Origin of the sequence: Pantoea sp. 18059, from assembly GCF_902706165.1 — a bacterium.
GTDB lineage: Bacteria > Pseudomonadota > Gammaproteobacteria > Enterobacterales > Enterobacteriaceae > Pantoea > Pantoea agglomerans.
The window spans coordinates 231,139-251,984 of sequence record NZ_CACSJS010000006.1; the positions used below are offsets into that span (position 1 = coordinate 231,139).

At 55.3% G+C, this 20,846-nt stretch carries 21 protein-coding genes; 9 read left to right on the top strand and 12 right to left on the bottom strand.

What is annotated here, in order from left to right; translation table 11 throughout:
- Window positions 1–2: 2 nt before the first annotated feature.
- Together GVJ63_RS16790 and GVJ63_RS16795 are read right to left on the bottom strand one after the other, a co-directional pair.
- Complete coding sequence (locus tag GVJ63_RS16790; RefSeq protein WP_159227140.1) at window positions 3–1,394, bottom strand: hypothetical protein; 1,392 nt, start codon at window positions 1,392–1,394, stop codon at window positions 3–5.
- A complete protein-coding gene (locus GVJ63_RS16795; RefSeq protein ID WP_045139526.1) occupies window positions 1,387–2,298 on the bottom strand; it encodes an alpha/beta fold hydrolase in 912 nt (303 codons plus the stop codon). Before GVJ63_RS16795 ends, GVJ63_RS16790 begins: the two co-directional genes overlap by 8 nt.
- Before the next feature lie 300 nt (window positions 2,299–2,598).
- Here GVJ63_RS16795 and GVJ63_RS16800 point away from each other — a divergent pair, with 300 nt between their 5' ends.
- Window positions 2,599–3,375: a nucleotidyltransferase domain-containing protein gene (locus GVJ63_RS16800; protein ID WP_159227141.1), complete on the top strand. Its 777-nt coding sequence runs from the start codon at window positions 2,599–2,601 to the stop codon at window positions 3,373–3,375.
- 181 nt (window positions 3,376–3,556) lie between these two features.
- On the opposite strand, the gene cspA is transcribed toward GVJ63_RS16800, so the two are convergent.
- From cspA to GVJ63_RS16815, 3 genes are all read right to left on the bottom strand, one after another.
- Window positions 3,557–3,769, bottom strand: coding sequence for an RNA chaperone/antiterminator CspA (gene cspA / locus GVJ63_RS16805; protein WP_010671477.1), 213 nt, complete (start codon window positions 3,767–3,769; stop codon window positions 3,557–3,559).
- Window positions 3,770–4,115: 346 nt separating this feature from the next.
- A complete protein-coding gene (locus GVJ63_RS16810; RefSeq protein ID WP_155740606.1) occupies window positions 4,116–4,262 on the bottom strand; it encodes a hypothetical protein in 147 nt (48 codons plus the stop codon).
- A gap of 164 nt (window positions 4,263–4,426) precedes the next feature.
- Complete coding sequence (locus tag GVJ63_RS16815; protein WP_010253502.1) at window positions 4,427–4,690, bottom strand: DUF2798 domain-containing protein; 264 nt, start codon at window positions 4,688–4,690, stop codon at window positions 4,427–4,429.
- Window positions 4,691–4,818: 128 nt separating this feature from the next.
- Here GVJ63_RS16815 and GVJ63_RS16820 point away from each other — a divergent pair, with 128 nt between their 5' ends.
- Window positions 4,819–5,721 (top strand): LysR family transcriptional regulator, encoded by a 903-nt coding sequence (locus GVJ63_RS16820; protein WP_033766567.1) that lies wholly within the window; start codon window positions 4,819–4,821, stop codon window positions 5,719–5,721.
- 216 nt (window positions 5,722–5,937) lie between these two features.
- Here GVJ63_RS16820 and GVJ63_RS16825 read toward each other — a convergent pair whose 3' ends face one another.
- The gene (locus tag GVJ63_RS16825; RefSeq protein ID WP_159227142.1) at window positions 5,938–6,951 is read right to left on the bottom strand and encodes an NAD(P)-dependent alcohol dehydrogenase; all 1,014 of its coding nucleotides are present in this window, start codon (window positions 6,949–6,951) and stop codon (window positions 5,938–5,940) included.
- A 168-nt stretch (window positions 6,952–7,119) separates the two neighbouring features.
- Between GVJ63_RS16825 and GVJ63_RS16830 the strand changes: the two genes are divergently transcribed.
- A complete protein-coding gene (locus tag GVJ63_RS16830; protein WP_159227153.1) occupies window positions 7,120–8,025 on the top strand; it encodes a LysR family transcriptional regulator in 906 nt (301 codons plus the stop codon).
- Window positions 8,026–8,339: 314 nt separating this feature from the next.
- Here the strand turns inward: GVJ63_RS16830 and azuC are convergent, their stop codons facing one another.
- Window positions 8,340–8,417 carry a stress response protein AzuC gene (gene azuC, locus GVJ63_RS22565; protein ID WP_111534772.1) on the bottom strand — a complete coding sequence of 26 codons (78 nt, stop codon included), beginning with the start codon at window positions 8,415–8,417 and terminating at the stop codon, window positions 8,340–8,342.
- Window positions 8,418–8,534: 117 nt separating this feature from the next.
- Window positions 8,535–9,110, bottom strand: coding sequence for a manganese efflux pump MntP (mntP, locus tag GVJ63_RS16840; RefSeq protein ID WP_010253515.1), 576 nt, complete (start codon window positions 9,108–9,110; stop codon window positions 8,535–8,537).
- A gap of 316 nt (window positions 9,111–9,426) precedes the next feature.
- On the opposite strand from mntP, the gene GVJ63_RS16845 reads away from it, so the two are divergent.
- Window positions 9,427–9,669, top strand: a complete 243-nt coding sequence (locus GVJ63_RS16845) for a DUF1158 domain-containing protein (RefSeq protein ID WP_010253517.1) — start codon at window positions 9,427–9,429, stop codon at window positions 9,667–9,669.
- Here GVJ63_RS16845 and GVJ63_RS16850 read toward each other — a convergent pair.
- A complete protein-coding gene (locus GVJ63_RS16850; RefSeq protein ID WP_159227143.1) occupies window positions 9,659–11,095 on the bottom strand; it encodes a PLP-dependent aminotransferase family protein in 1,437 nt (478 codons plus the stop codon). The two genes, GVJ63_RS16845 and GVJ63_RS16850, sit on opposite strands and share 11 nt — an antisense overlap.
- Window positions 11,096–11,154: 59 nt before the next feature.
- On the opposite strand from GVJ63_RS16850, the gene GVJ63_RS16855 reads away from it, so the two are divergent.
- From GVJ63_RS16855 to GVJ63_RS16865, 3 genes are all read left to right on the top strand, one after another.
- The gene (locus tag GVJ63_RS16855) at window positions 11,155–11,610 is read left to right on the top strand and encodes a carboxymuconolactone decarboxylase family protein (protein WP_061704386.1); all 456 of its coding nucleotides are present in this window, start codon (window positions 11,155–11,157) and stop codon (window positions 11,608–11,610) included.
- Window positions 11,611–12,121: 511 nt separating this feature from the next.
- Window positions 12,122–13,738: a malate dehydrogenase (quinone) gene (gene mqo, locus GVJ63_RS16860; RefSeq protein WP_062759585.1), complete on the top strand. Its 1,617-nt coding sequence runs from the start codon at window positions 12,122–12,124 to the stop codon at window positions 13,736–13,738.
- Between the two features lie 126 nt (window positions 13,739–13,864).
- The gene (locus tag GVJ63_RS16865; protein ID WP_159227144.1) at window positions 13,865–16,249 is read left to right on the top strand and encodes a phosphoketolase; all 2,385 of its coding nucleotides are present in this window, start codon (window positions 13,865–13,867) and stop codon (window positions 16,247–16,249) included.
- On the opposite strand, the gene GVJ63_RS16870 is transcribed toward GVJ63_RS16865, so the two are convergent.
- Complete coding sequence (locus GVJ63_RS16870; RefSeq protein ID WP_031593770.1) at window positions 16,246–16,833, bottom strand: LysE family translocator; 588 nt, start codon at window positions 16,831–16,833, stop codon at window positions 16,246–16,248. The genes GVJ63_RS16865 and GVJ63_RS16870 overlap by 4 nt on opposite strands.
- A 134-nt stretch (window positions 16,834–16,967) precedes the next feature.
- On the opposite strand from GVJ63_RS16870, the gene GVJ63_RS16875 reads away from it, so the two are divergent.
- Window positions 16,968–18,455: a PLP-dependent aminotransferase family protein gene (locus tag GVJ63_RS16875; protein ID WP_159227145.1), complete on the top strand. Its 1,488-nt coding sequence runs from the start codon at window positions 16,968–16,970 to the stop codon at window positions 18,453–18,455.
- Here GVJ63_RS16875 and GVJ63_RS16880 read toward each other — a convergent pair.
- Window positions 18,422–19,045: a glutathione S-transferase family protein gene (locus tag GVJ63_RS16880; RefSeq protein WP_010253536.1), complete on the bottom strand. Its 624-nt coding sequence runs from the start codon at window positions 19,043–19,045 to the stop codon at window positions 18,422–18,424. The genes GVJ63_RS16875 and GVJ63_RS16880 overlap by 34 nt on opposite strands.
- A gap of 107 nt (window positions 19,046–19,152) precedes the next feature.
- On the opposite strand from GVJ63_RS16880, the gene GVJ63_RS16885 reads away from it, so the two are divergent.
- Window positions 19,153–20,001, top strand: a complete 849-nt coding sequence (locus tag GVJ63_RS16885; protein WP_159227146.1) for a PhzF family phenazine biosynthesis protein — start codon at window positions 19,153–19,155, stop codon at window positions 19,999–20,001.
- A 44-nt stretch (window positions 20,002–20,045) separates the two neighbouring features.
- Here GVJ63_RS16885 and GVJ63_RS16890 read toward each other — a convergent pair whose 3' ends face one another.
- The gene (locus GVJ63_RS16890) at window positions 20,046–20,804 is read right to left on the bottom strand and encodes an SDR family NAD(P)-dependent oxidoreductase (RefSeq protein ID WP_010671464.1); all 759 of its coding nucleotides are present in this window, start codon (window positions 20,802–20,804) and stop codon (window positions 20,046–20,048) included.
- Between the last annotated feature and the right edge of the window lie 42 nt (window positions 20,805–20,846).

A 20,846-nucleotide genomic window follows, 5' to 3' on the forward strand; every position in this document is an offset into this window, starting at 1 on the left:
TGTTACGTCAGCGCCGTCAGGGTGACCCCATGTTTCGCACCATAACGCTGAATACCCGTCATCACCTTCTCCGCGCTCAGCGCGGGTGGAGGTGGCAACAGCGGTGCCCGTTCACGCAGCGCCGAGTCGAAGCGGGCAAACGTCGCGAAATCACGCGGGAAACGTTCCTCATCCACGCCAATCAATACGCCTTCATCACGTGCATGGGAGAGCAGCGCCCGCCAGCGGTCAATCTCCGCCAGCCCGATACTGTCGGTGCCGTGAGAAAAGAGCATCATGTCGATGTTGCGGAACGGCGGCTGTTTTTCCAGGAAGCGTTGCAGGGCCGAGGCCGAGGATTCGTTGCTGAAGCTCAGCCAGAATGGAATCGCCTGCTGCTGCTGAGTGCACCACGGGTCCATCAACAGGAAGCTGTCCACCGTCAGCCGGGTCGGTAAAATTCCCGCCGCCAGATACCAGTCGCGGTAGATCTCAGCCACCACATAGCTCATCGCCTCTGGATCTTCATAACGAATCTCCATCAGCTTCCAGTTCTGCGCCGCCGCCAGTTTTTTCAGCGGCGAAATCAGATAACCATCCAGTCCCCACTCCGCTTCCGGCACGTGGTCAGTAATGGCCGGCGGCGTCCAGCGCTCGCGATCGATGCCATAGCGTGCCAGATATTCCGCCACGCGCGGACCACCCTGCATAAACTCTTTTTCGCTGGCTCCGCCCGGCGCACCAAACTGGAAAAACGAGCGATCGCTGGTGCGCGTTACCGGCCACTGCCGGGTGCAGTGATTGATAAACAGCGTGGAGCCAGCGGGCAGACTTCCCATCAGGAATTCGTTAAAGGCCAGCGGCAGCTCGCGCAGTTTCAGCCGGAAATAGCGCATCTGGTCGAGCATCAGCCGATCCTGATTCGGGTCATGCATATGGTGAACCGCAAGACGCGGCCAGGCGGCCAGCAGTGCCGCCGCCACCTCTTTACCCTGCTCAAAACTCGCCTGTACATCATCGGGATCGCTATTGGCCGCGCGCACCGGACAGAGAAAGGTTTGCGGCAGCCAGGGCACGCTCATCGCTGACGCCAGATGCACCAGCGCGCCGTTCGATGAACCGATAAAGGCCGCCGGATAATCCTGTTGCGGGTATTCACTCACCATCCATTCGGCGATCCCTTCCACATCCAGTTCACCCGCCTGACGCAGGTTGATGCCTTCTGCCATGCCGCCCAGCGCATAGCCCCACTCACGCAGTCCGGTCGGCAGCCGGTTAAGCGACGGCAACAGGCGATCCAGCGTCGGTGACTGGCTGGGGCTGGCAAAGGGGCGGTCGTGCAGCGCATTGGCCAGCGCAAGCAGCATGGCGGCAGCAGAGTCAAAGCGGGCAATCCCTCTTGGTGGTTTACTCATGTTGATCCTCCTGCTGGATACGTGCCAGGAACGGGCGGATGGCGTGACAGAAACTCCACGGGTAGACGTAGTGCAATGTGTGCGTCCCGTCGCGTAATGTCAGTCTTTCGCTGCGCGGCATCAGGGCGGCGAGTTCATCCAGCCAGCGGGCCGGACAGACGGGATCGCGCGAGCCCCGCAGCAGCAACGTGGGTGCGTTAATGTAAGTAAGGCGATGCTCAATGCGGTCGCGCATCATGGCGCGCAGGGTACCGAAGGCGCGCCGCAGGCCCGCTTTGGCGTAATCGATTCGGGCCAGTGGCCCCGGTGGACGACGGGATTCCAGCCGGCCATTACGCCAGTCGCGCCAGAGCTGACGCGGCAGACTGCGGGCATGACGATCGACCGTCGGCCCCTGCAGCACCAGTCCCGCCACAGCCTGTGGATGTTTCACCGCCAGCGCGGCCAGAATCTGGCAGCCAAACGAATTGCCGACCCAGATAGCGCGCTGGAAACCGTTATGCTGTAACCACAGCCACAGCGCATCCGCCAGCTGATCCACCGACATGATCGGCGAAGAAGGGGGCAGTGTGCTGGCGCCAAAACCGGGCAGATCCGGCACCAGCACGTGATAGTCGCGCCCCAGCGCCAGCGCCAGTGGCTCCATCGCCCGGCCCGACATCACCAGACCGTGGATCAGCACGACCGGCAGTCCCTGAGCCTCATTGGGCGTAACGCGGGTAAACATGCGCCAGTCACCAATCTGCTGATAATAACCGGCCAGACCGGCGTGATGACTGTTCGGCGACACCGGCGGCGTCTCCTTAAGCTGCCGCCAGCGTTTCATGCCCCATAATGTGGCCGCCACACCCAATCCAACACCTGCCACAATCGCTGCCTGTTTTCGTCGATGCTTCTGGATCATCCGCTGCTCCTGGTTTGGGGAGAATAATTCAGTGTAGGTCGGGATCAGGCAGCAGGCGGGTTATCGGCGCGATGGTGTGAAAAAGTATGGGGTTTCGCCTAAGAAGACGCTGGCATTGCGGGTGATGAACTCTGGCGGGAGATCTGTCTGGTGTAAGCGGGAAGGCAATGACGGCAGTGAATGATGTGTGTACGCTGTGAGCGAGAAGCAGACATGAGAGATATAATTAATCCGCCATGAGAATCTCAGATTCCCAGGACTTATTAACCCGGTGAATGACGCCATTAAAAGGGAGACAGGGTGGCAATCGATCACAACGGCTTTATTGCCCTGCCAGAAACCAATAAATTGCAGCCAGAGTTCCGGAATATTGTTGCACAGGTCGTGGCAAAGCTAATCCAAAGTTTTCCTGAGCTTATACATAGCCTTTATTTGTATGGCAGTGTGGCTGAAGGCCGGGCAAAAATCGGGAAGTCCGATCTGGATATAACAGTCATATTTAGCGTTGATCCCGGCGAAGTGGCTAAATTTCAACTCACTGAAATACAACGTAAAATTGAAAAAAATAATCCTGTTGTCAGTAAAGTCGATTTTGATTGTGGTCTGTTACAACAGGTAGTGCATCCGGATAATCTGCTTAGCTGGGGATACTGGCTCAAACATCACTGTGTCTGCGTTTATGGAGAGGACCTGAGTCAACGATTCCAGGCATTTAAACCTTCAAAAGAAATCGCGGTAGCAGTGAATGGTGACTTCCTGCCGGTGCTGGAAAAATTAATAAGTCAAATGCAGTTATCTGCTGACGAAAATAAAAAGTTGCAGCTACAGCGTGCTGCTGCACGAAAGGCAATCAGAGCAACCAATATTCTTCGAAGTGAACATGACAAAGAGTGGCCTGAAACACTCGAGGAGTATCGCTTTACATTCAATGCCCGATATCCAGCGTTAGCAAAAGAAATGGATTACTTGCTGGTAATCAGTAATACACCTCAGGGGAGCATCGCTGATTTCAAAAGGCGCGTTATGGCTTTTGCCCGATGGCTTAACGTAACATTTCATCACGGGCAGGGCTTATGAAGAGAGGATTAACATCGGGGTAGCCTGATAAACGTGGAGCAGGTCAACGGACCAGAGATGATGCGAATTTCAGGCAATAAAAAACCCGCACTGGGCGGGTTTCTTTTATTATCAGCAGATCTTATCTGCTCAGACTTATGTCTTCATCGCTATTGTAAGCGTCGCTGATAATGAGCGCGGCTTACTGCGCTGTGACGTTGCCAGCTGCAGGGCCTTTGGCGCCATTTTCAATGGTGAAGGAGACTTTCTGACCTTCATCAAGCGTTTTGTAGTTATCACCCTGGATAGCAGAGAAATGCACGAATACATCTTTGCTGCCATCATCGGGAGTGATAAAGCCAAAACCTTTATCTGAGTTAAACCATTTTACTAAACCAGTCATTTTGTTAGACATAGATATTTCCTTAATCGATTAGCCACTAAGAGCGGCGAAGATGGCCTGTAGTTAGAGATTTACTTATTGGGCACTTAGGAGGAGGCTCTCGAAGAAGGATATCTGTGGATAACACTTGAACTGAGGACTACTTTACTAAAACTGCTTTCATAAGGTCTGTGTTCCAAACCGATGACGCATTAAGACATAGCGATAATAATTTAGCAATGTATATGTTTATTTATTTTAACCATTTAAACGCTCAGATGGCTGAATGGCTGTTTTATTTTGACTGCTCAGGAAGTGCTTCAGGCTCCGCTGTGTGCGAAGAGGAGCAGGCTAATCCTGTCATAATGACGGTGCCGATTTAACGTTGATGCTTAACAATAAACAGAGCCTGTAATGTCACATCGCCTAAAAATTTCCGCACGGCCAGCGAAGCGCTGTCATCGCCCTCTTCATCTGTGAGCTTTACCTGCTGCATATCGTACGCCCGGCTTTCGGTATCTTTCATCCTGATATCGGTCAGTATCCGGACGACCTGCCCGCCCTCACCCTGCATCTGAAATGCTGGAGGTTTGCCACCCGCCTCCATTCTGGTGCAGAAGCAGCCTGCCGCGATGAGCGAGAAGCGGGCTAAACCCTACCTGTCCGCCCATTTTGGGCATGCTGACTGTCTCAGTGACCGTGAACGGTCAATCCTACGAGCCGGATAACAACAGGACGGACAACCAGTATGCAAAAGAAAGCCGCTGGCATGGCGACCCGGTAAGCATTCATCACATTTGTCATGTAATGAGGCCCCATTCCGAATTCGGCTAACGTGATGACCAGACTCATCAGGAACGCCATGATGATCGCCATATAAAGCGCAAATATGTAAGGTGTCGTGCGCACCGGCAAGCGGGTTCGTAAGGTTTTTTTTGTTGCAGCATCAGTCATCTGAATATCCTGTTTAACAAAAGTAGATAAGACTGTGGCTAACTTAACAAGCTTATGCGGGGGGTTGTAGAGCGGTTATGCTTTAATCATTATTAAGTAAAAGTGACGAATTAACGGTTGAGGATACGATGGACATTTTAGGTCTGATTAGCACTTTTATTCGCGTGGTGGAAAACGGCAGTATTGCAGCGGCGGCACGCGCTAAAGGTATGAGTCCGGCAGCAGTCAGCCAGAGTCTTTCCCGTCTTGAAGCGCATCTGGGCGTGCGACTGCTATCGCGCACCACCCGCAGCATGACCTTAACGGAAAACGGTAAACGCTATTTCGAGAAAGTCCGTCACATCCCACATGATATCGAACTCGCCTCTCAGGCTGCTGCGAATGAAACCAAACCACAGGGGCCACTTTGTATCGCTACGACAGCCGCGTTTGGTCGGTACGTTCTGGCTCCCCTTATGCCCGCTTTCAAAGCGTCTTTCCCCGATATAGATATTGAACTGATCAGTACCGATCGCAACGTCGATCATCGCCTGGAAGGCGTCGATGTCAGTATCCGCATCGAAGCACAGCTGAATGATCAACTGATCGCCAGAAAAATCGCATCGTTACCCTTTATATTCTGTGCGGCTCCCGCTTACCTTGATCGCGCTGGTACGCCTCAGACGCCCGGAGAACTGAGCCAGCACGCCTGCCTGGTTTTCCGCTATCCCACCGACAGACGGTTTCTGCCATGGACGTTTATGGTCAACGGACAGCCTGTTAATGCAAAACTCAACCCCAGTTTTATCAGCGATGATATTGATATCATCGCCAGAATAGCCGTAAACGGCGGCGGTATTGCCCGTCTGGCAAGCTTTGTAGCTCAGCCACTGATAGACAGCGGTCTGCTAAGGCCTTTGTCCTGGTCAGGTCACAGTGGCGAGAGCACCATTGAGTCCCTGCCGATGAATATCTATGCCTGTGTCACCGAACGTTCGGCACTCAATTCGAAAGTACGGACATTTATTGAATTTTTGGCCGATGCGATTTAAGACAGGAGCGTTTTTGCCGGGCGAAAATTGTCCCTTATCCACCCGCAAAAGTAACTCACCGCTGCCGGTCGTGGTGATACGAAAAGCGGCCCTTTTGACGATGTGCAGAAAGGATATAAGTACGCTTTGAGAAGGGGTTTAACGCGGTGAGAATGGGATCCGAAAGTATCTGGCAGTCGGTGAAAACTGCCAGAATTGAGGAATAAAAAGTCGTTATCAGTCACTAATTCTGATGACGATTTTGCCAAATGCACCACGGGAGAGATGCCGGAAGGCTTCAACCGCCTCATTAAAGCTGTAAACCTGTTCAATGACGGGTTTAATATTATGTTTATTGAGGAACGGATTCATCCGATCAAACGAGGAGCGTGGTGCAACCGCAATGCCCCGGATTTTTGTCTGACGGAAAATTAACGGCATCAAATCAAGTTGTGCTGTCTGGCCGGTCAGAAATCCTACCTGAGCAATCGTACCGGCAACTTTTGTCGCAGCAATTGACTGATTGATGCCATTGCCCCCGGCGACATCTATCGTTACGTCAGCGCCTTTACCATCAGTAATTTCAAGCACTTTTCTTTCCCACTCAGGGTATTTTTTATAGTTAATCCCTTCATCTGCTCCCAGCGATTTAACGCGCTCAAGGTTTGCATCGTTACTGGAGGTGGCAATGACACGTGCACCATAGGCATGCGCTATCTGAGCAGCGAAGACCGATACGCCACCGGTTCCCTGTACGAGCACGGTCTGACCGGGCTGCAGATTGCCGATATCCATTAGCGAGTACCATGCCGTAAGTGCAGCGATGGGAAGTGTAGAGGCTTCTTCATCGGTCATGCTGTCAGGCGCTTTAACTGCGCTGTCCTCATGAATAATCATGTACTCAGCCAGCCCGCCGGGTAACGGCATTCCAATACACCATGCTGGCTCATCGGCTGCAGGTTCACCCTCTAACCAGCGTGAATAGAGATGCGAGTTAACGCGATCACCCGTGCTAAAACGGGATACACCCTGTCCCGTGGCAACAACGGTACCTGTGGCATCAGAGACAGGAATCAGTGGCTTTGGAACCAGATGAGGCTCATAGAAGCCTTCTACTATCGCCTTATCCCTGAAGTTCAGAGACACCGCGCCAACTTTAACCAGAAGTTCACCCGGACCAGGTACAGGCGTTTCCACCTCTTCAAGCTTTAAGTTTTCAAGGCCAAAATCTTTCAGTAACCATGCTTTCATTTTGTCATTTCCCATGTGTATGCATCGAATAGGACGATGATAAAAAAAGCAGGGAGGCGTAAAAAGCCACGTAAAAGGACGTCAGTGTTACTGCAGGAGAAACAATCGGAATGAGATATAATCCGCAATACACTATTTCGGCAGGAATATTTTTTGCGGAGTTAAATGATGCGCTCGAACATGCTGGAATTGATGGATATTTTTGTTCACGTCGTTGAATTCCGTAGTTTCACCCGGGCCGCTGACGCCTTGCAGCTGCATCGCCCTGCGGTCAGTAAGTCCGTACAACAACTGGAAGACAAGCTTGGCGTTAAGCTATTGCACCGCACAACGCGCAGTCTGAGTGTGACCGTTGAAGGGGAGGAAATTTATCAGCGGGCTAAAACGCTGCTGAGTGATGCCAGCGATATAATGGCTTCTTACTCTTCAAATCAGCGACCTTGTGGCCAGCTGCGCATTGATGTTCCACTGGCGCTGGCGCACAGTATCCTGATCCCACAATTAAGCGAGTTTCAGGCTTTATATCCTGAAATTGAAATAGTCTTAACCGCTTCAGATCGCCTGACCCATTTAATTACAGAAGGTGTGGACTGTGTTATTCGTCTCGGTGAGCTTGCTGATTCGAATTTTATTTCGCGCAGAATGGGCAGCCTGCAGATGGTCACCTGTGCAGCACCCTCTTATCTGGATAAATATGGCACTCCTTTAACGCCTGATGACCTTAAAGATCACAAAGCCATTTATTTTTTTAATGAACACAGTCGGGACATCCAGGAATGGAAATTTGTCATGAATGGCGAAATTGTTTCACGGCATCCGGGAAGCAGCATACGAGTTAACAATTCTGACGTCCTTCTTTCCTGTGGCGTGGCGGGCCTCGGCATGCTTCACGCATTATATACGGCATTAAAGCCCTGCCTCGAAACAGGCCAGCTGAAGGAAGTATTATCGGGTTATGCGACTGTGACGAAACCGGTTTCTATACTCTACCCTGACCGACGCTATCTTCCGCCTAAGGTCCGGGTCTTTATCGAATGGTTTACTGAAATATTCAGGAAGAATCATCAGGGTTAACCGTGAATCTTTGTTTCGGCACAGGCAATCCCGTGACCCATTAAAAGTGCTTGTTTCCTGTTTAAGGTATGCCGCCATTTTGTCTGGCATCCGGAAATCTCCCGGGCAGATTAGATCACTGCAGCAACGTCTTTTCTGGCTCAAAGTGACGCATAACGGGAAAATCAGAAGGAGAGGAGTAGCAACAAACAGGATGCACCCGAAGTGCAAAAACGCGGGTTTAAATCAGCAGAAGCAAAGGCAGAAAAAGCAGAAAAGGTGATAATCACAGGTCGATCCCTGACCGCGATTATCGAGGGTTTCTTGCGGGGTGCTTAGTACATGGCACCCGGCGGTACGTGTTTGAACGTCTCAACGTAAGCGCGGAACACGTGTTTAAAAATACGTTTCATGGAACACCTGATTCAAATTTAGTTGAACATATACCGAAAAAGTATAGCTCCTGTGCGTTTTAACAGCAAATAAATTTGAACCAGATCACAAAAATGGCGGTTTTATGTGCAAAAGCCCTACGCGGTGTAGCCGAGATGCTGCAACAGAATGGTAGAGCCGACGGCAATCAGCACGACTCCACCCAGCACTTCCGCCCATTTGCCCAGGATCGGACCAATAAAGCGCCCGACTAATACGCCAGTCGTCGCCATCACCGTAGTGGCTGCACCAATGGTCAGCGCGGTAGTAATGATGTTCACCTGCAGGAAAGCCAGACCCACACCAACAGCCAGCGCATCCAGGCTGGTCGCTACCGCGGTGGTCGCCAGTACCATAAAGCCATGGCTTTGCGGGGCTTCACAGGGCTCTGCGACAGCAGTCTGACGGAAGCCTTCCATCATCATACGTCCACCCAGAAACGCCAGCAGGATGAAGGCAACCCAGTGATCCCACGCCATGATGTAACGGCTGGCGGCCAGGCCAAGCGCCCAGCCAATCAGCGGCGTCAGCGCTTCAATTGAGCCGAAAATCAGACCGGTACGCAGCGCTTCTTTAAAACCGGGACGATGCAATGTGGCACCTTTGCCCAGAGCAGCAGCAAACGCGTCCATCGACATGCCCAGCGCAAGAATTAAAGTGGCAATAAAGGTCATGATTTATTCACCTGGGGCGAAAAAGCGGCAATTCACGCTGAATTCACCACACAAAGTGTTCAGTTATGAAAAAGTGGGCGCAGTCTACCATGCAAACCCAAAGATAAAAAGACAGTAAAATCAGGGATTTAAGTATAGCAAAGGCTATAACTCTTATCATCCGCTATGAATCGCGCTAAGTCGATGGTAGCAAAGCATTTTCTGACCATTTCTCTGGCCATGTAGCATGCCGGATGCGCACGAAGCAGCGCGCCACCATTGAACCGTGTCGCCGTTTACCGGAAAATGCCGGGCTGATAAATATGGGATACCGGTTATGAATAACCCTTTTGAAACGTTGATCGTGCCTGGTGGCATTTTACTGCTGGGCTTTCTCTCGGCGCTGCTGCTGCCCGCGCCCGCCTTTAGCGTGACGGTAGCGCAGCATCTGTTGCAGATGTTCCATTTGCAGGACCTGAATCAGCTCTACACGGTGGTGTTTTGCGTCTGGTTTTTGCTGCTGGGCGCACTGGAGTTTTTTGTTATCCGTTTTGTCTGGCGTCGCTGGTTCAGGGGCTGACCGCCTGCGCATCGACCAGCGCTTTTAGCCGTTCGGCACTGCGCGCATAACCTTCACGTGGCAGATGGGCCGTCCCCAGTAACAGGCCCGCACCGCGCTGATCCGCCTGCTGATACCAGATCGACAGCGGCGACGGTGCCATGCCCCACTCCACCGCCTGCTGCGCAATCACCTGATCCGGTGAACCGGCGGGTAAACGGACAATCACCGCCAGCCCGGCGCGTTGCAGGTCAGGAAAGTGAGGATGCAGCGCCGCGATCATCTGCTCCAGCCGCTCATGATAGACGCGCTTCATGCGCCGCAGATGCCGCATAAAGTGGCCATCCCGCAGAAATTCCGCCACCGCGTTGTGCAGCAATCCGGAGGAGGCTGGCGAAAGCAACGCGCAGACCTCACCGAATCGGGCCGTCAGCGCGGGTGGCACCACCATAAAACCGAGACGCAGTTGCGGCGTCAGCGTCTTGCTGAACGTGCCGATGTGCAACACCCGCCCCTGGCTGTCGAGCGCGGCCAGTGCCGGCGCGGCGCGATTGCCGGGCTGAAGCTCGCCGAGATAGTCATCTTCGATAATCCAGCGCTGCGCGCGGCTGGCCCAGTTAAGCAGGGCATGCCGGCGTGCCAGGCTCATCGTCATGCCAAGCGGCGCCTGCTGTCCCGGTGTGACCAGCGCAAAAGCGGCATCCGGCGCGCGGGCAACCCCGGCCTCAACCTGCAACCCTTCGGCATCAACCGGCACGGCAACCGGCGTGACGCGCAGCGCTTCAACCGCGCGACGCGCCACCCAGAATCCGGGATCTTCCAGCCATGCTGTTTTACCCTGAAAATTCATCGCCAGCCCAATCAGTCCCATTGCGCCAGCATAGCCGCTGGTAATAATAATCTGGTCCGCCTGACAGCGCAGGCCGCGTGCCACCGCCAGGTAGGCCACCAGCGCCTGCCGCAACGCTAAGCTGCCGCGGGGATCGGGATAGCTGGCCGGTCTGCTGACCTGCATGCGCGTCTGACGCTGCAGAATGCGCAGCCAGACTTTGGCCGGGAATGCATCGCTGGCAGGAATGCCCATCTGGAAGGTCAGCGGTGGCGCTTCATACTCCTCTGCACCCTCCAGCAGCTGGCGTTCAGCCTCGGCATTGACCGGTTTTAACGGCGGTAATGGGCTGACGAAGGTACCCGCCGCGCCTCTGGCCTGCAGAAACTGACCATCAACCAGCATGTCATAACTGGCGCGAACGGTGCCACGCGCCACGCCGAGCTGAGCGGCCAGATCGCGGCACGAAGGCAGACGTGCGCCAGGTTGTAAACGACCTTCACCAATCGCCTGTTCGATCAGCTGGCGCAGTTGTTCACTGAGGCCACGTGACGCGCCGCGCTGCAGTGTCAGCGTGGAAAGCGGCGATGGACCAGTCAGACTCTCATTTTTTGGCACTTTATCTGCTCCATTGAAAGGCTGAAAATCGCCTTATCAACCCTGAATGAGGCAATAAGATGAGCGAACGTATCGATTTTCACAGTGCAGCACCGGCAGGCATGAAAGCGCTGGGCGGCGTATACAGTTATCTGGCACAAACCGATCTGCCGCTCACTTTACTGGAACTGCTGTTCCTGCGCATATCGCAGATTAATGGCTGTGCCTACTGCATTGATTTACATACCAAAGCACTGAATAAGTCGGGCATGGGCTGGGATAAGATCGTGCTGACCTCGGTCTGGCAGGAATCCGGTACGCTGTTCAGTGATAAAGAGAAGGCTGCTCTGCACTGGGCTGAATGCCTGACCCTGATTGCTCAGCAGGGTGCGCCAGACGGCCGCTATACCGCACTGAAAGCGCACTTCAGTGAAAAAGAGATTGTCGATCTGAACATCGCGATTGGTCTGATGAACACCTACAACCGCATGGCGATAAGTCTGAAAAAGTTGCCCGCCAGCGCCAGTCAGTCATAAGTGAATCCGATGCGTGCGCCGGTGTGTACGCATTTTCAGACTCACAAAAATGTAACATTATTTTTACACAAGCAGCCTTTCAGCCTCTCATCCCCCGATTCCCGTTATTCCTTACTGCATAATAAATCGCTAAATTTCAGCGGATTAAATAATTCCGCACGGTTCATACCTATTCCGTCGTTGCACCAGTATGGGGCTTTTCAGCAACATGCCATTTCCGTTAACCCACTGACTTCACACTAAAAAACCCCTAATACGCCGCTGGCCCTGATGATTAATTCTTATGCTGAATCATTTCTGCATTTAAAAAATAAACAAATGTTTAATTCAGATGCGAGAATGTTATATTCAGATGACAAAGCATAACGTGCAGTTAACGCGTTATTACCGCTTTAACCCTATACCTGAGACTTAACCTTTGAGAAATAGCGCAACGCGCTCGTAAGAAGCGTGACTATTTCGCCTGCAAAACTGTTGGGCTTCAGGTCAACAGAAGAGGAGATGTCGCCTCATGTGCAATTCAGCTGTAAACCTTGCGCTCGCGATGAGTGCCATGGCAAAGGACACCACTACTACCGCGCAGGAGCGCAAAGACGTTGACGTGCTGCTGATTGGCGCAGGTGTGATGAGCGCCACCCTCGGCGCGTGGCTGCAGGATTTAGAGCCGGACTGGTCCATCGAAATGGTGGAGCGGCTGGATAGCGTGGCCGAAGAGTCGTCCAACGGCTGGAATAACGCGGGCACCGGTCATGCGGCGCTGGCAGAGCTGAACTATACGCCTCAGCAGGCGGATGGCAGCATCGACATCTCTAAAGCGGTAACGATCAACGAATCGTTCCAGATTTCCCGCCAGTTCTGGGCTTATCAGGTCCAGAAAGGCAACCTGCGCAACCCTAAAAGCTTTATTCACAGCACGCCGCACATGAGCTTTGTCTGGGGTGACGACAATGTCGACTTCCTGCGCAAGCGCTTTAAGGCGCTGCAGAAAAGCACCCTGTTCCGTGGCATGGCCTACTCCGAAGATCCGCAGCAGATTGCCCGCTGGATCCCGCTGGTGATGAATGGCCGTGACCGCAGCCAGAAAGTAGCCGCGACCTGGACGGAGATGGGCACCGACGTGAACTTCGGTGAAATCACCCGTCAGCTGATCGCCTCATTAGAGAAGAAAGCGAATTTCCAGCTGCGTCTGCGCCAGGAAGTGCGTGAGCTGAAGCAGCTCGCCGACGGTCGCTGGCAGGTGACGCTGCAGTGTCTGAACAGCGGCACGCGTCGCACACTGACGGCGGGTAGAATATTTATCGGTGCTGGCGGCGCAGCGTTACCGCTGTTGCAGAAGGCTGGCATCCCGGAAGCCAACGGTTACGCTGGTTTCCCGGTGGGCGGTTCATTCCTGGTAACGGAAAATCCGCAGGTCGTCGCGCAGCACATGGCTAAGGTCTATGGCAAAGCCAGCGTCGGTGCGCCGCCGATGTCCGTGCCGCACGTCGACACCCGCGTGCTGGATGGCAAGCAGGTGCTGCTGTTTGGCCCGTTCGCCACCTTCTCGACTAAGTTCCTGAAGCAGGGTTCGCTGATGGATATGTTCACCTCACTGAACAGCAGCAATATGCTGCCGATGGTGAAAGTGGGGCTGAAAAGTTTTGACCTGGTGAAATACCTGATGGATCAGGTGCTGCAAAGCGATCGCGACCGGATGGACGCCCTGCGCGCCTATGTGCCGCAGGCGAAGCAGGAGGACTGGCGCTTAGTGACTGCCGGTCAGCGTGTGCAGATCATCAAGAAAGATGAAAAAGAGGGCGCCGTGTTACGCCTGGGCACCGAAGTGGTCGCCTCACAGGATGGCTCGATTTCAGCACTGCTGGGTGCATCGCCTGGCGCCTCTACGGCGGCACCGATCATGCTGGAGCTGCTGCACAAGGTCTGTCCTGAGCAGATGGCTTCGCCGGAATGGCAGAACAAAATCCGTGCGGTGATCCCATCCTGGGGACGTAAGCTGAACGGCGACGTAGCGCTGACAGAGAAAGTGTTAGCCGAAACCAGCCGGATTCTGCAGCTCGACTATTCGCCGGTTACCCCGATGGCAGCAAACGATGAAGGACGGGAAACCGCGTTCGTCGTCGGCAAATAATTCAGCGCCATTGATAAAAAGGCTCCGCACTGCGGGGCCTTTTTTATTGGCCGGTTACCTGGTCGATCCGGGCATTCTCTATTAGGGTTAAGCCATCTTTTAGCTGCACGATCAGGAGGAAACTGCATGTCTTACTCCCCTGCTTCACCGGAATTCACGCTGCTCGACCGCTACTGGCGGGCAGCAAACTACCTCTCCGTCGGACAAATTTACCTGATGGATAACCCGCTGTTGCGTGAGCCACTCAGGCCTGAACACATTAAACCGCGTCTGCTGGGTCACTGGGGCACTACGCCAGGCCTGAATTTTATCTATGCCCACCTCAACCGCGTTATCCGGAAGCAAAACCTGGATATGATCTACATCTGCGGACCAGGACATGGCGGCCCCGGCATGGTGGCGAATACCTGGCTTGAGGGCAGCTACAGCGAGATTTATCCGCACATCACGCAGGATGCCGCAGGCATGCAGCGTCTGTTCAAACAGTTCTCCTTTCCGGGGGGCATTCCCAGTCACGCGGCACCGGAAACGCCTGGCTCGATTAACGAAGGCGGTGAGCTGGGCTATTCGCTCTCCCATGCGTTTGGCGCGGCCTTCGATAATCCCGAACTGGTTGTACCCTGCGTGATTGGCGACGGCGAAGCGGAGACCGGTCCACTGGCCTCCAGCTGGCACGGCATTAAATTCCTGAATCCTGAACGTGACGGCGCGGTCCTGCCGATTCTGCACCTCAATGGCTACAAAATCGCCAACCCGACGCTGCTGGGTCGCAGCAGCGATGAAGATTTGCACCAGTTGTTCAGTGGCTACGGCTATGAGCCGCTGTTCGTCTGCGGGCATGAGCCTGAAAAAATGCATCCGCTGATGGCGGATGCGCTGGATAGTGCCTTCAGTAAAATCGCCGCTTATCAGCGCGAGGCGCGCCAGGGTAAAGCCACCACCGGGGTGCCGCGCTGGCCAATGATTATCCTGCGCAGCCCCAAAGGCTGGACCGGCCCCAAAACGGTCGACGGCAAGAAAGTGGAAGATTTCTGGCGGGCGCATCAGGTGCCGGTCGCGGCCTGTCGTGAAGATGAAGGACATCGCCAGATCCTTGAGACGTGGATGCGGAGTTATCAGCCAGACGACCTGTTTGATGAACAGGGTCGCTTAAAGCCGGAACTGCAGGCGCTGGCACCGGAAGGTGATAAACGCATGGGGTCTTCGCCTTATGCCAATGGCGGCCTGTTGCGCCGTGAGCTGGATGCGCCTGAACTCGCGGAGTTTGCCTGCGATGTCAGCGAGCCAGGCGCACAGATGGCGCAGGCCACTGAGCATCTGGGCCGCTATCTCAGCGTGCTGTTCCAGCGCAACCGCGATAATTTCCGCCTGTTTGGCCCGGATGAAACCGCCTCTAACCGCCTGACGCCGGTCTTCGACGTGACCAGCCGTACCTGGCTGGAACGAACAGAGCCTTACGATGAGCAGCTGGCGCGTGATGGCCGGGTGATGGAAATTCTCAGTGAGCATCAGCGTCAGGGCTGGCTTGAGGGCTATCTGCTGACCGGCCGCCACGGGCTGTTTAACTGTTATGAAGCTTTTATCCACATCGTCGATTCGATGTTTAACCAGCACGCCAAGTGGCTGAAAGTCTCACGTAAACTGGGCTGGCGTAAGCCGATCTCGTCGCTGAACTATCTGCTCTCTTCGCACGTCTGGCGACAGGATCACAATGGCTACAGCCATCAGGATCCTGGCTTTATCGATCACGTTGCCAATAAAAAAGCGGACATTGTGCGCATCTATCTGCCGCCCGATGCCAATACGCTGCTGTGGGTTGGCGATCACTGCCTGCGCACCTGGGACCGCATCAATGTGATTGTGGCGGGCAAGCAGCCTGCGCCGCAGTGGCTGGATATGGCGAGTGCGGTGACCCATTGTGAAGCGGGCATGGGCGAGTGGCGCTGGGCGGGCACCACCCCAGAGCATGAGGAGCCGGATGTGGTGATGGCCTGTGCCGGTGATGTGCCGACCATGGAGACGATGGCGGCGGTGGATCTGCTGCGCGGTATACTGCCCGAACTGCGTATCCGCGTGGTGAACGTGGTCGATCTGCTGGCGCTGCAGCCGCAGGATCAGCATCCGCATGGTAAATCTGATGCAGAATTCGACGCGCTGTTTACTCAGGATAAACCGGTGATCTTCGCCTTCCACGGTTATCCAACGCTGATACATCGCCTGACCTATTCGCGTACCAACCACCGCAACTTCCATGTGCGCGGCTTCAATGAAGAGGGAACCACCACCACGCCATTTGATATGACGGTGCTGAACGAGCTTGACCGCTATCATCTGGCGCAGGAGGCGATTCTTCGCGTGCCTGGCCTGGCCGATGCGCATCCTGAGCTGCTGGACGATCTGCAGGAGCGCATCGCTGAGCATCATCGCTATGTGCGTGAACACGGTGAAGATGTGCCGGAGGTGCAGAACTGGAAATGGCCGTCGGCCACTGCACCTGGTGCACCCGATTAAGCGGCCAGCAAGGCGTCGGTCAGCATCCAGATGGTAGTCGCCACCAGCGACAGCGCCATCAGGCTGTTAAATAACTGACGCTTCCAGGCAATCTGCAGATGGCTGCGCAGGCGATCGCCCAGCGCAGCCCAGATCAGAATGCAGGGCAGGTTCAGCAGCATAAAGCCGATCATCACCGTCAGCACGCCGCTGCTGGCGCTGTACAACAGCGCCACATTGGTCGCCATCAGCCAGGCTTTGGGATTGATCGCCTGGAAACAGGCACCGCCCAGCAGCGTCATGGGCTGCGGCTTGCTGCGCACTTCAGGTGCTGCCGCACGGAAAATCTTCCATGACAGCCACAACAGATAGGCACAGCCTGCCAGCGTCAGCGGCAGGCGAATCGCCGCCATCCAGTGCAGTAAGACCTCCAGTGCGACGCCGGCGATCACCGTTTGCAGCGCACAACCTACCAGTATGCCAAACACCATCGGCAGCGTGCGGCGCATGCCGAAATTGACGCCTGAGGTCGCCAGCAGCAGATTGTTCGGGCCTGGCGTAATCGACATGACGGTAACGTAACTGAAGAAAGAGGGATCGAGCATGGTGACTCTCCTGAAAACAGACAGAGTTCTATGCTACGGCGGGAAAAGGGATGGTAACAGTGACACAAAATCACTATTGTTATGGTTACAGTTCCCGTTAACAGCAATTGTACCCATCCAATCCGGAGGCCACTGTGTCCCTTGCTCCCACTTCCGATCAGCCGCTCTATCAGCAGCTGGCAGAGAGCTTCGCTGAGGCTATCCATCAGGGCACGCTGAAACCCGGCAAACGTCTGCCGGCGATCCGCCGCGTCGCCCAGTCACATCAGGTCAGTGTCAATACGGTACTGAATGCCTGGCAGTTGCTGGAAGATCGCGGGTTGATTGAGGCGCGTCCCCAGTCGGGCTATTACGTGCGCGGCGTGTTGCCCGCCGTGACCCGTCATGGTCAGCATAAAACCCGGGTACGCGACCCCAGCAGCAGCAAGCTCGACCTGATCGATAAGGTATTTGCGGCGCAGAACCATCCCGACTACATCAATATTTCCCTGGCCTGCCCCCAGGATAGCGAGCTGTTTCCTGCGGCGCGTATTGCCCGGATTACTGCCTCACTGCTGCGCCGTGATCCGAACATGATTGGGCGCTATGCGCTTCCGCCCGGTAGTGAGCGCTTACGGGAGGAGATTGCGCGACGGGCGCTGCACGCCGGACAGACGCTCACCGCCGATGAGATCACTCTTACTCACGGCTGCATGGAGGCGCTTCAGCTGGCGCTGCGGGCGGTCACGCAGCCCGGCGACTGCGTCGGACTGGAGTCGCCGACCTACTTTTTCCTCTTCCCGCTGCTGGCTTCACTGGGCCTTAAGGCGCTGGAAATCCCCACCGATCCGCAGCATGGGCTGTCGCTGGATGCGCTGGAGATGCTGCTTCAGGAGCAGCGAATTAAGGCGCTGATTGCGATGCCGAGCGCACAGAACCCGCTGGGCTGCGGCATGTCGCTGGAGAGCAAGAAGCGGCTGGCGAAGTTAGTGAATACTTACCACGTTCCGCTGATAGAAGATGGGCTGTATGACGAGTTGCAGTTCGACTGGCCGCTCTCGCCCGCGGTAAAAGCCTTTGATCGCGACGGCTGGGTGATCTACTGCACCAGCTTCACCAAAACCGTGGCACCCGATTTCCGTATTGGCTGGACCGCCGCTGGCCGTTTTCATGATGCGATTGCCCGACTGAAAGCGGTGTCGTCGATGGCAGAATCTGCCCTGCTCTCTGAAACGCTGGCGGAGTTTCTTGCTTCCGGCGGTTATGACCACCATCTGCGCACGCTGCGCCGTCGCTACGCGGCCAATCTGGATGAGGCGCGGGGACTGATCGCCCGCTACTTCCCGGAGGGCACCCGCGCGACGCTGCCGCGCGGTGGCTTCGTCTTCTGGGTCGAGTTACCGGGCGGCGTAAATACCACCGAGATGTTTGATCGGCTGCTGCAGGAGCAGATTTGCGTCACGCCCGGCGCACTCTATTCGCTGAGCGAGCGATACAACCATGCACTGCGCCTCTCCTGCTGCTATCCGTTTGATGCGCGCTATAGCTGGGCGATCAGACGCGCGGGCGAAATCGCCTGTGAACTGGCGGGAGTATCCTGCGGCGAGGCTCAGGGTGTACCGTTGCGGCCCCAGACGGTATAGCCGTGGCGTTCAGTCAGGCGTTCGTAATAGGTGCGTACCGCCGGATAATCAGGGTGTTCGAGCGGCGTTTCAAACCAGCGGTTCACCGCCAGACCAATCGGAATGTCTGCCAGCGTGAAATTACGTCCGGCAACGTAGCGACCGGTTTTTTCCAGCTGCTGATTGAGAATGCTCATGGTGTGTGCCCAGCCTTTACTGGCCGCGGCCAGCAGACGTGGATCCTGATGAGCCGGTGAATTTCGCACCAGCGACATAAATGCGTAGCGCCATGAGGTGTTGAGTTCAGTGGACTGCCAGTCCATCCACTGATCGACAGGCGCACGCGTTTGCGGATGATGAGGATAGAGCCACTCGCCGCCATAGGCGTTCGCCAGATAGCGCAGGATGGCGTTGGATTCCCACATCACAAAGTCATCATCTTTCAGTACCGGCACCATCGCATTGGGGTTGAGTGCCATGAATTCGGGCAGGTGCGTTGAGCGGAATCCATCGCCCCACTCTTCGCGCTGATAATCAAGGTCAAGCTCGTCACACAGCCATAATACTTTGCGCACGTTGATTGAGGAGGCGCGTCCCAGGATCGTTAGCATTCACAGTCTCCGGTAAAATCTTTAACTTATTGATAACGCTGTTAGCTGTTATAAGCAATCATCCGGCAGAGAAAAGGCCGCACTGAACCCAATCGCAAGGAGTCATCATGAAGGTCGCGTTTAAGCAAGTCGATGTGTTTACCTCAGCAGCCTTTAATGGCAATCCGCTGGCGGTGATTATGGATGCTCAGGGGTTGAGCGACAGCCAGCTGGCGGCGATTGCCCGCTGGACTAACCTGTCGGAAACCACCTTTGTGCTGCCGCCACAACATGAAGAGGCGGACTACCGGGTGCGTATTTTTACCGTGGAAGGCGAACTGCCGTTTGCCGGTCATCCGACGCTGGGCACCGCACACGCGCTGCTGGAGGCGGGCTGGCCAACCCGTATGCCGGGTGAAATCGTGCAGGAGTGCGGCGTCGGTAACGTGACGGTGAAGATTAATGAGACGGGCGGACTGGCCTTTGCCGCGCCAGCTGCCACCCTGATGCCATGGCAGGATGCGCTGATGGGTAACGCCTTAAACAGCGATGCATTCGATCTGACGCAAAGCCCGACCGTGGTGGATATGGGTATCCGCTGGCTGCTGGTGCCGATGGTCAGCGCCGAGGCCGTGCTGGCGCTGCAGCCCAATGTCAGCGATTTGCAGCGCCTGATTAAACATGCGGGTGTCTCGGGCGTGATGCCCTTTGGCCGTTTGCCCTCGGGCGAGCATGAACAGTATGAAGTGCGTGGCCTGCTGGTGGAAAATGGCAGCCTGACCGAAGATCCGGTGACCGGCAGCGCCAACGCCTGTCTGGCGCGGTATTTTGCAGCCGCAGGCCATACCACCTCCTATCGCGTGCGTCAGGGTACTGCCCTGCAGCGTGCCGGTCGGGTGAACGTAACCTTTAATGGTGAAACCATCTGGATTGGCGGTAATACCGTAACCGTCATCGATGGCACCATTACGCTGTAAAAGGCGGCGACGTCGCGGGGTGCTTTCCGCGACGCCACCAGCGGTTAAATCCCCTGCCCGCCTGAGGCTTCAATACGCTGAGCGGTGATCCAGCCGGTTTCGTCACTGAGGATCGCGCTGATGGCGTCGCCGATATCATCCGGTAGTCCGACCCGGCCCAGCGCCGTCAGCCCGGCAATCTGATGGTTAATCTCGGGGGTATCGCGTACCCGGCCACCGCCAAAGTCGGTCTCTATCGCGCCAGGTGCCAGGATATTAACGCGAATGCGCCGTTCGCCCAGCTCCTTCGCCTGATAGCGCGTCAGTACCTCCATCGCCCCTTTCATTGACGCATAGGTCGAGGAGCCAGGATAGATCAGCCGGGTCAGACCGCTGGAGATATTCAGGATGCGGCCACCGTCGTTGATCAGCGGCAGCAGCTTCTGGGTCAGGAAGTAAGGCCCTTTGAAATGCACATTAACCAGCGCATCAAATTCCGCCTCGGTGGTGTCGGTAAACGGCTTGTAGTGTCCGTGTCCGGCGTTGTTCACTAAATAGTCAAAGCGCTCACGCTGCCATTGCTGTTGCAATGCCTCTTTCACCTGGCCGACAAAACGATCGAACTGACCGGTTTCGCCGACGTCCAGCGCCAGCGCCACTGCACGCCGTCCCAGCGCCTCGATCTCCTTCACCACCGTCTGTGCCTCATCGGCATGGCTGCGGTAAGTCAGGATAATGTCTGTCCCCCTGGCCGCCAGTTTTAACGCGCCATTACGGCCTAAACCGCGGTTTGCACCGGTAATTAACGCCACTTTCTGATTCATCTCTCGCACCTGTTGAAAAATTGAACACAGGTTAAGGATATT

Coding starts and splice junctions, on each gene's coding strand:
- GVJ63_RS16790 (WP_159227140.1), bottom strand. CDS start 1,394: ATGAGTAAACCACCAAGAGGGATTGCCCGCTTTGACTCTGCTGCCGCC.
- GVJ63_RS16795 (WP_045139526.1), bottom strand. CDS start 2,298: ATGATCCAGAAGCATCGACGAAAACAGGCAGCGATTGTGGCAGGTGTT.
- cspA (WP_010671477.1), bottom strand. CDS start 3,769: ATGTCTAACAAAATGACTGGTTTAGTAAAATGGTTTAACTCAGATAAA.
- GVJ63_RS16810 (WP_155740606.1), bottom strand. CDS start 4,262: ATGAAAGATACCGAAAGCCGGGCGTACGATATGCAGCAGGTAAAGCTC.
- GVJ63_RS16815 (WP_010253502.1), bottom strand. CDS start 4,690: ATGACTGATGCTGCAACAAAAAAAACCTTACGAACCCGCTTGCCGGTG.
- GVJ63_RS16820 (WP_033766567.1), top strand. CDS start 4,819: ATGGACATTTTAGGTCTGATTAGCACTTTTATTCGCGTGGTGGAAAAC.
- GVJ63_RS16825 (WP_159227142.1), bottom strand. CDS start 6,951: ATGAAAGCATGGTTACTGAAAGATTTTGGCCTTGAAAACTTAAAGCTT.
- GVJ63_RS16830 (WP_159227153.1), top strand. CDS start 7,120: ATGCGCTCGAACATGCTGGAATTGATGGATATTTTTGTTCACGTCGTT.
- azuC (WP_111534772.1), bottom strand. CDS start 8,417: ATGAAACGTATTTTTAAACACGTGTTCCGCGCTTACGTTGAGACGTTC.
- mntP (WP_010253515.1), bottom strand. CDS start 9,110: ATGACCTTTATTGCCACTTTAATTCTTGCGCTGGGCATGTCGATGGAC.
- GVJ63_RS16845 (WP_010253517.1), top strand. CDS start 9,427: ATGAATAACCCTTTTGAAACGTTGATCGTGCCTGGTGGCATTTTACTG.
- GVJ63_RS16855 (WP_061704386.1), top strand. CDS start 11,155: ATGAGCGAACGTATCGATTTTCACAGTGCAGCACCGGCAGGCATGAAA.
- mqo (WP_062759585.1), top strand. CDS start 12,122: ATGTGCAATTCAGCTGTAAACCTTGCGCTCGCGATGAGTGCCATGGCA.
- GVJ63_RS16865 (WP_159227144.1), top strand. CDS start 13,865: ATGTCTTACTCCCCTGCTTCACCGGAATTCACGCTGCTCGACCGCTAC.
- GVJ63_RS16870 (WP_031593770.1), bottom strand. CDS start 16,833: ATGCTCGATCCCTCTTTCTTCAGTTACGTTACCGTCATGTCGATTACG.
- GVJ63_RS16880 (WP_010253536.1), bottom strand. CDS start 19,045: ATGCTAACGATCCTGGGACGCGCCTCCTCAATCAACGTGCGCAAAGTA.
- GVJ63_RS16885 (WP_159227146.1), top strand. CDS start 19,153: ATGAAGGTCGCGTTTAAGCAAGTCGATGTGTTTACCTCAGCAGCCTTT.
- GVJ63_RS16890 (WP_010671464.1), bottom strand. CDS start 20,804: ATGAATCAGAAAGTGGCGTTAATTACCGGTGCAAACCGCGGTTTAGGC.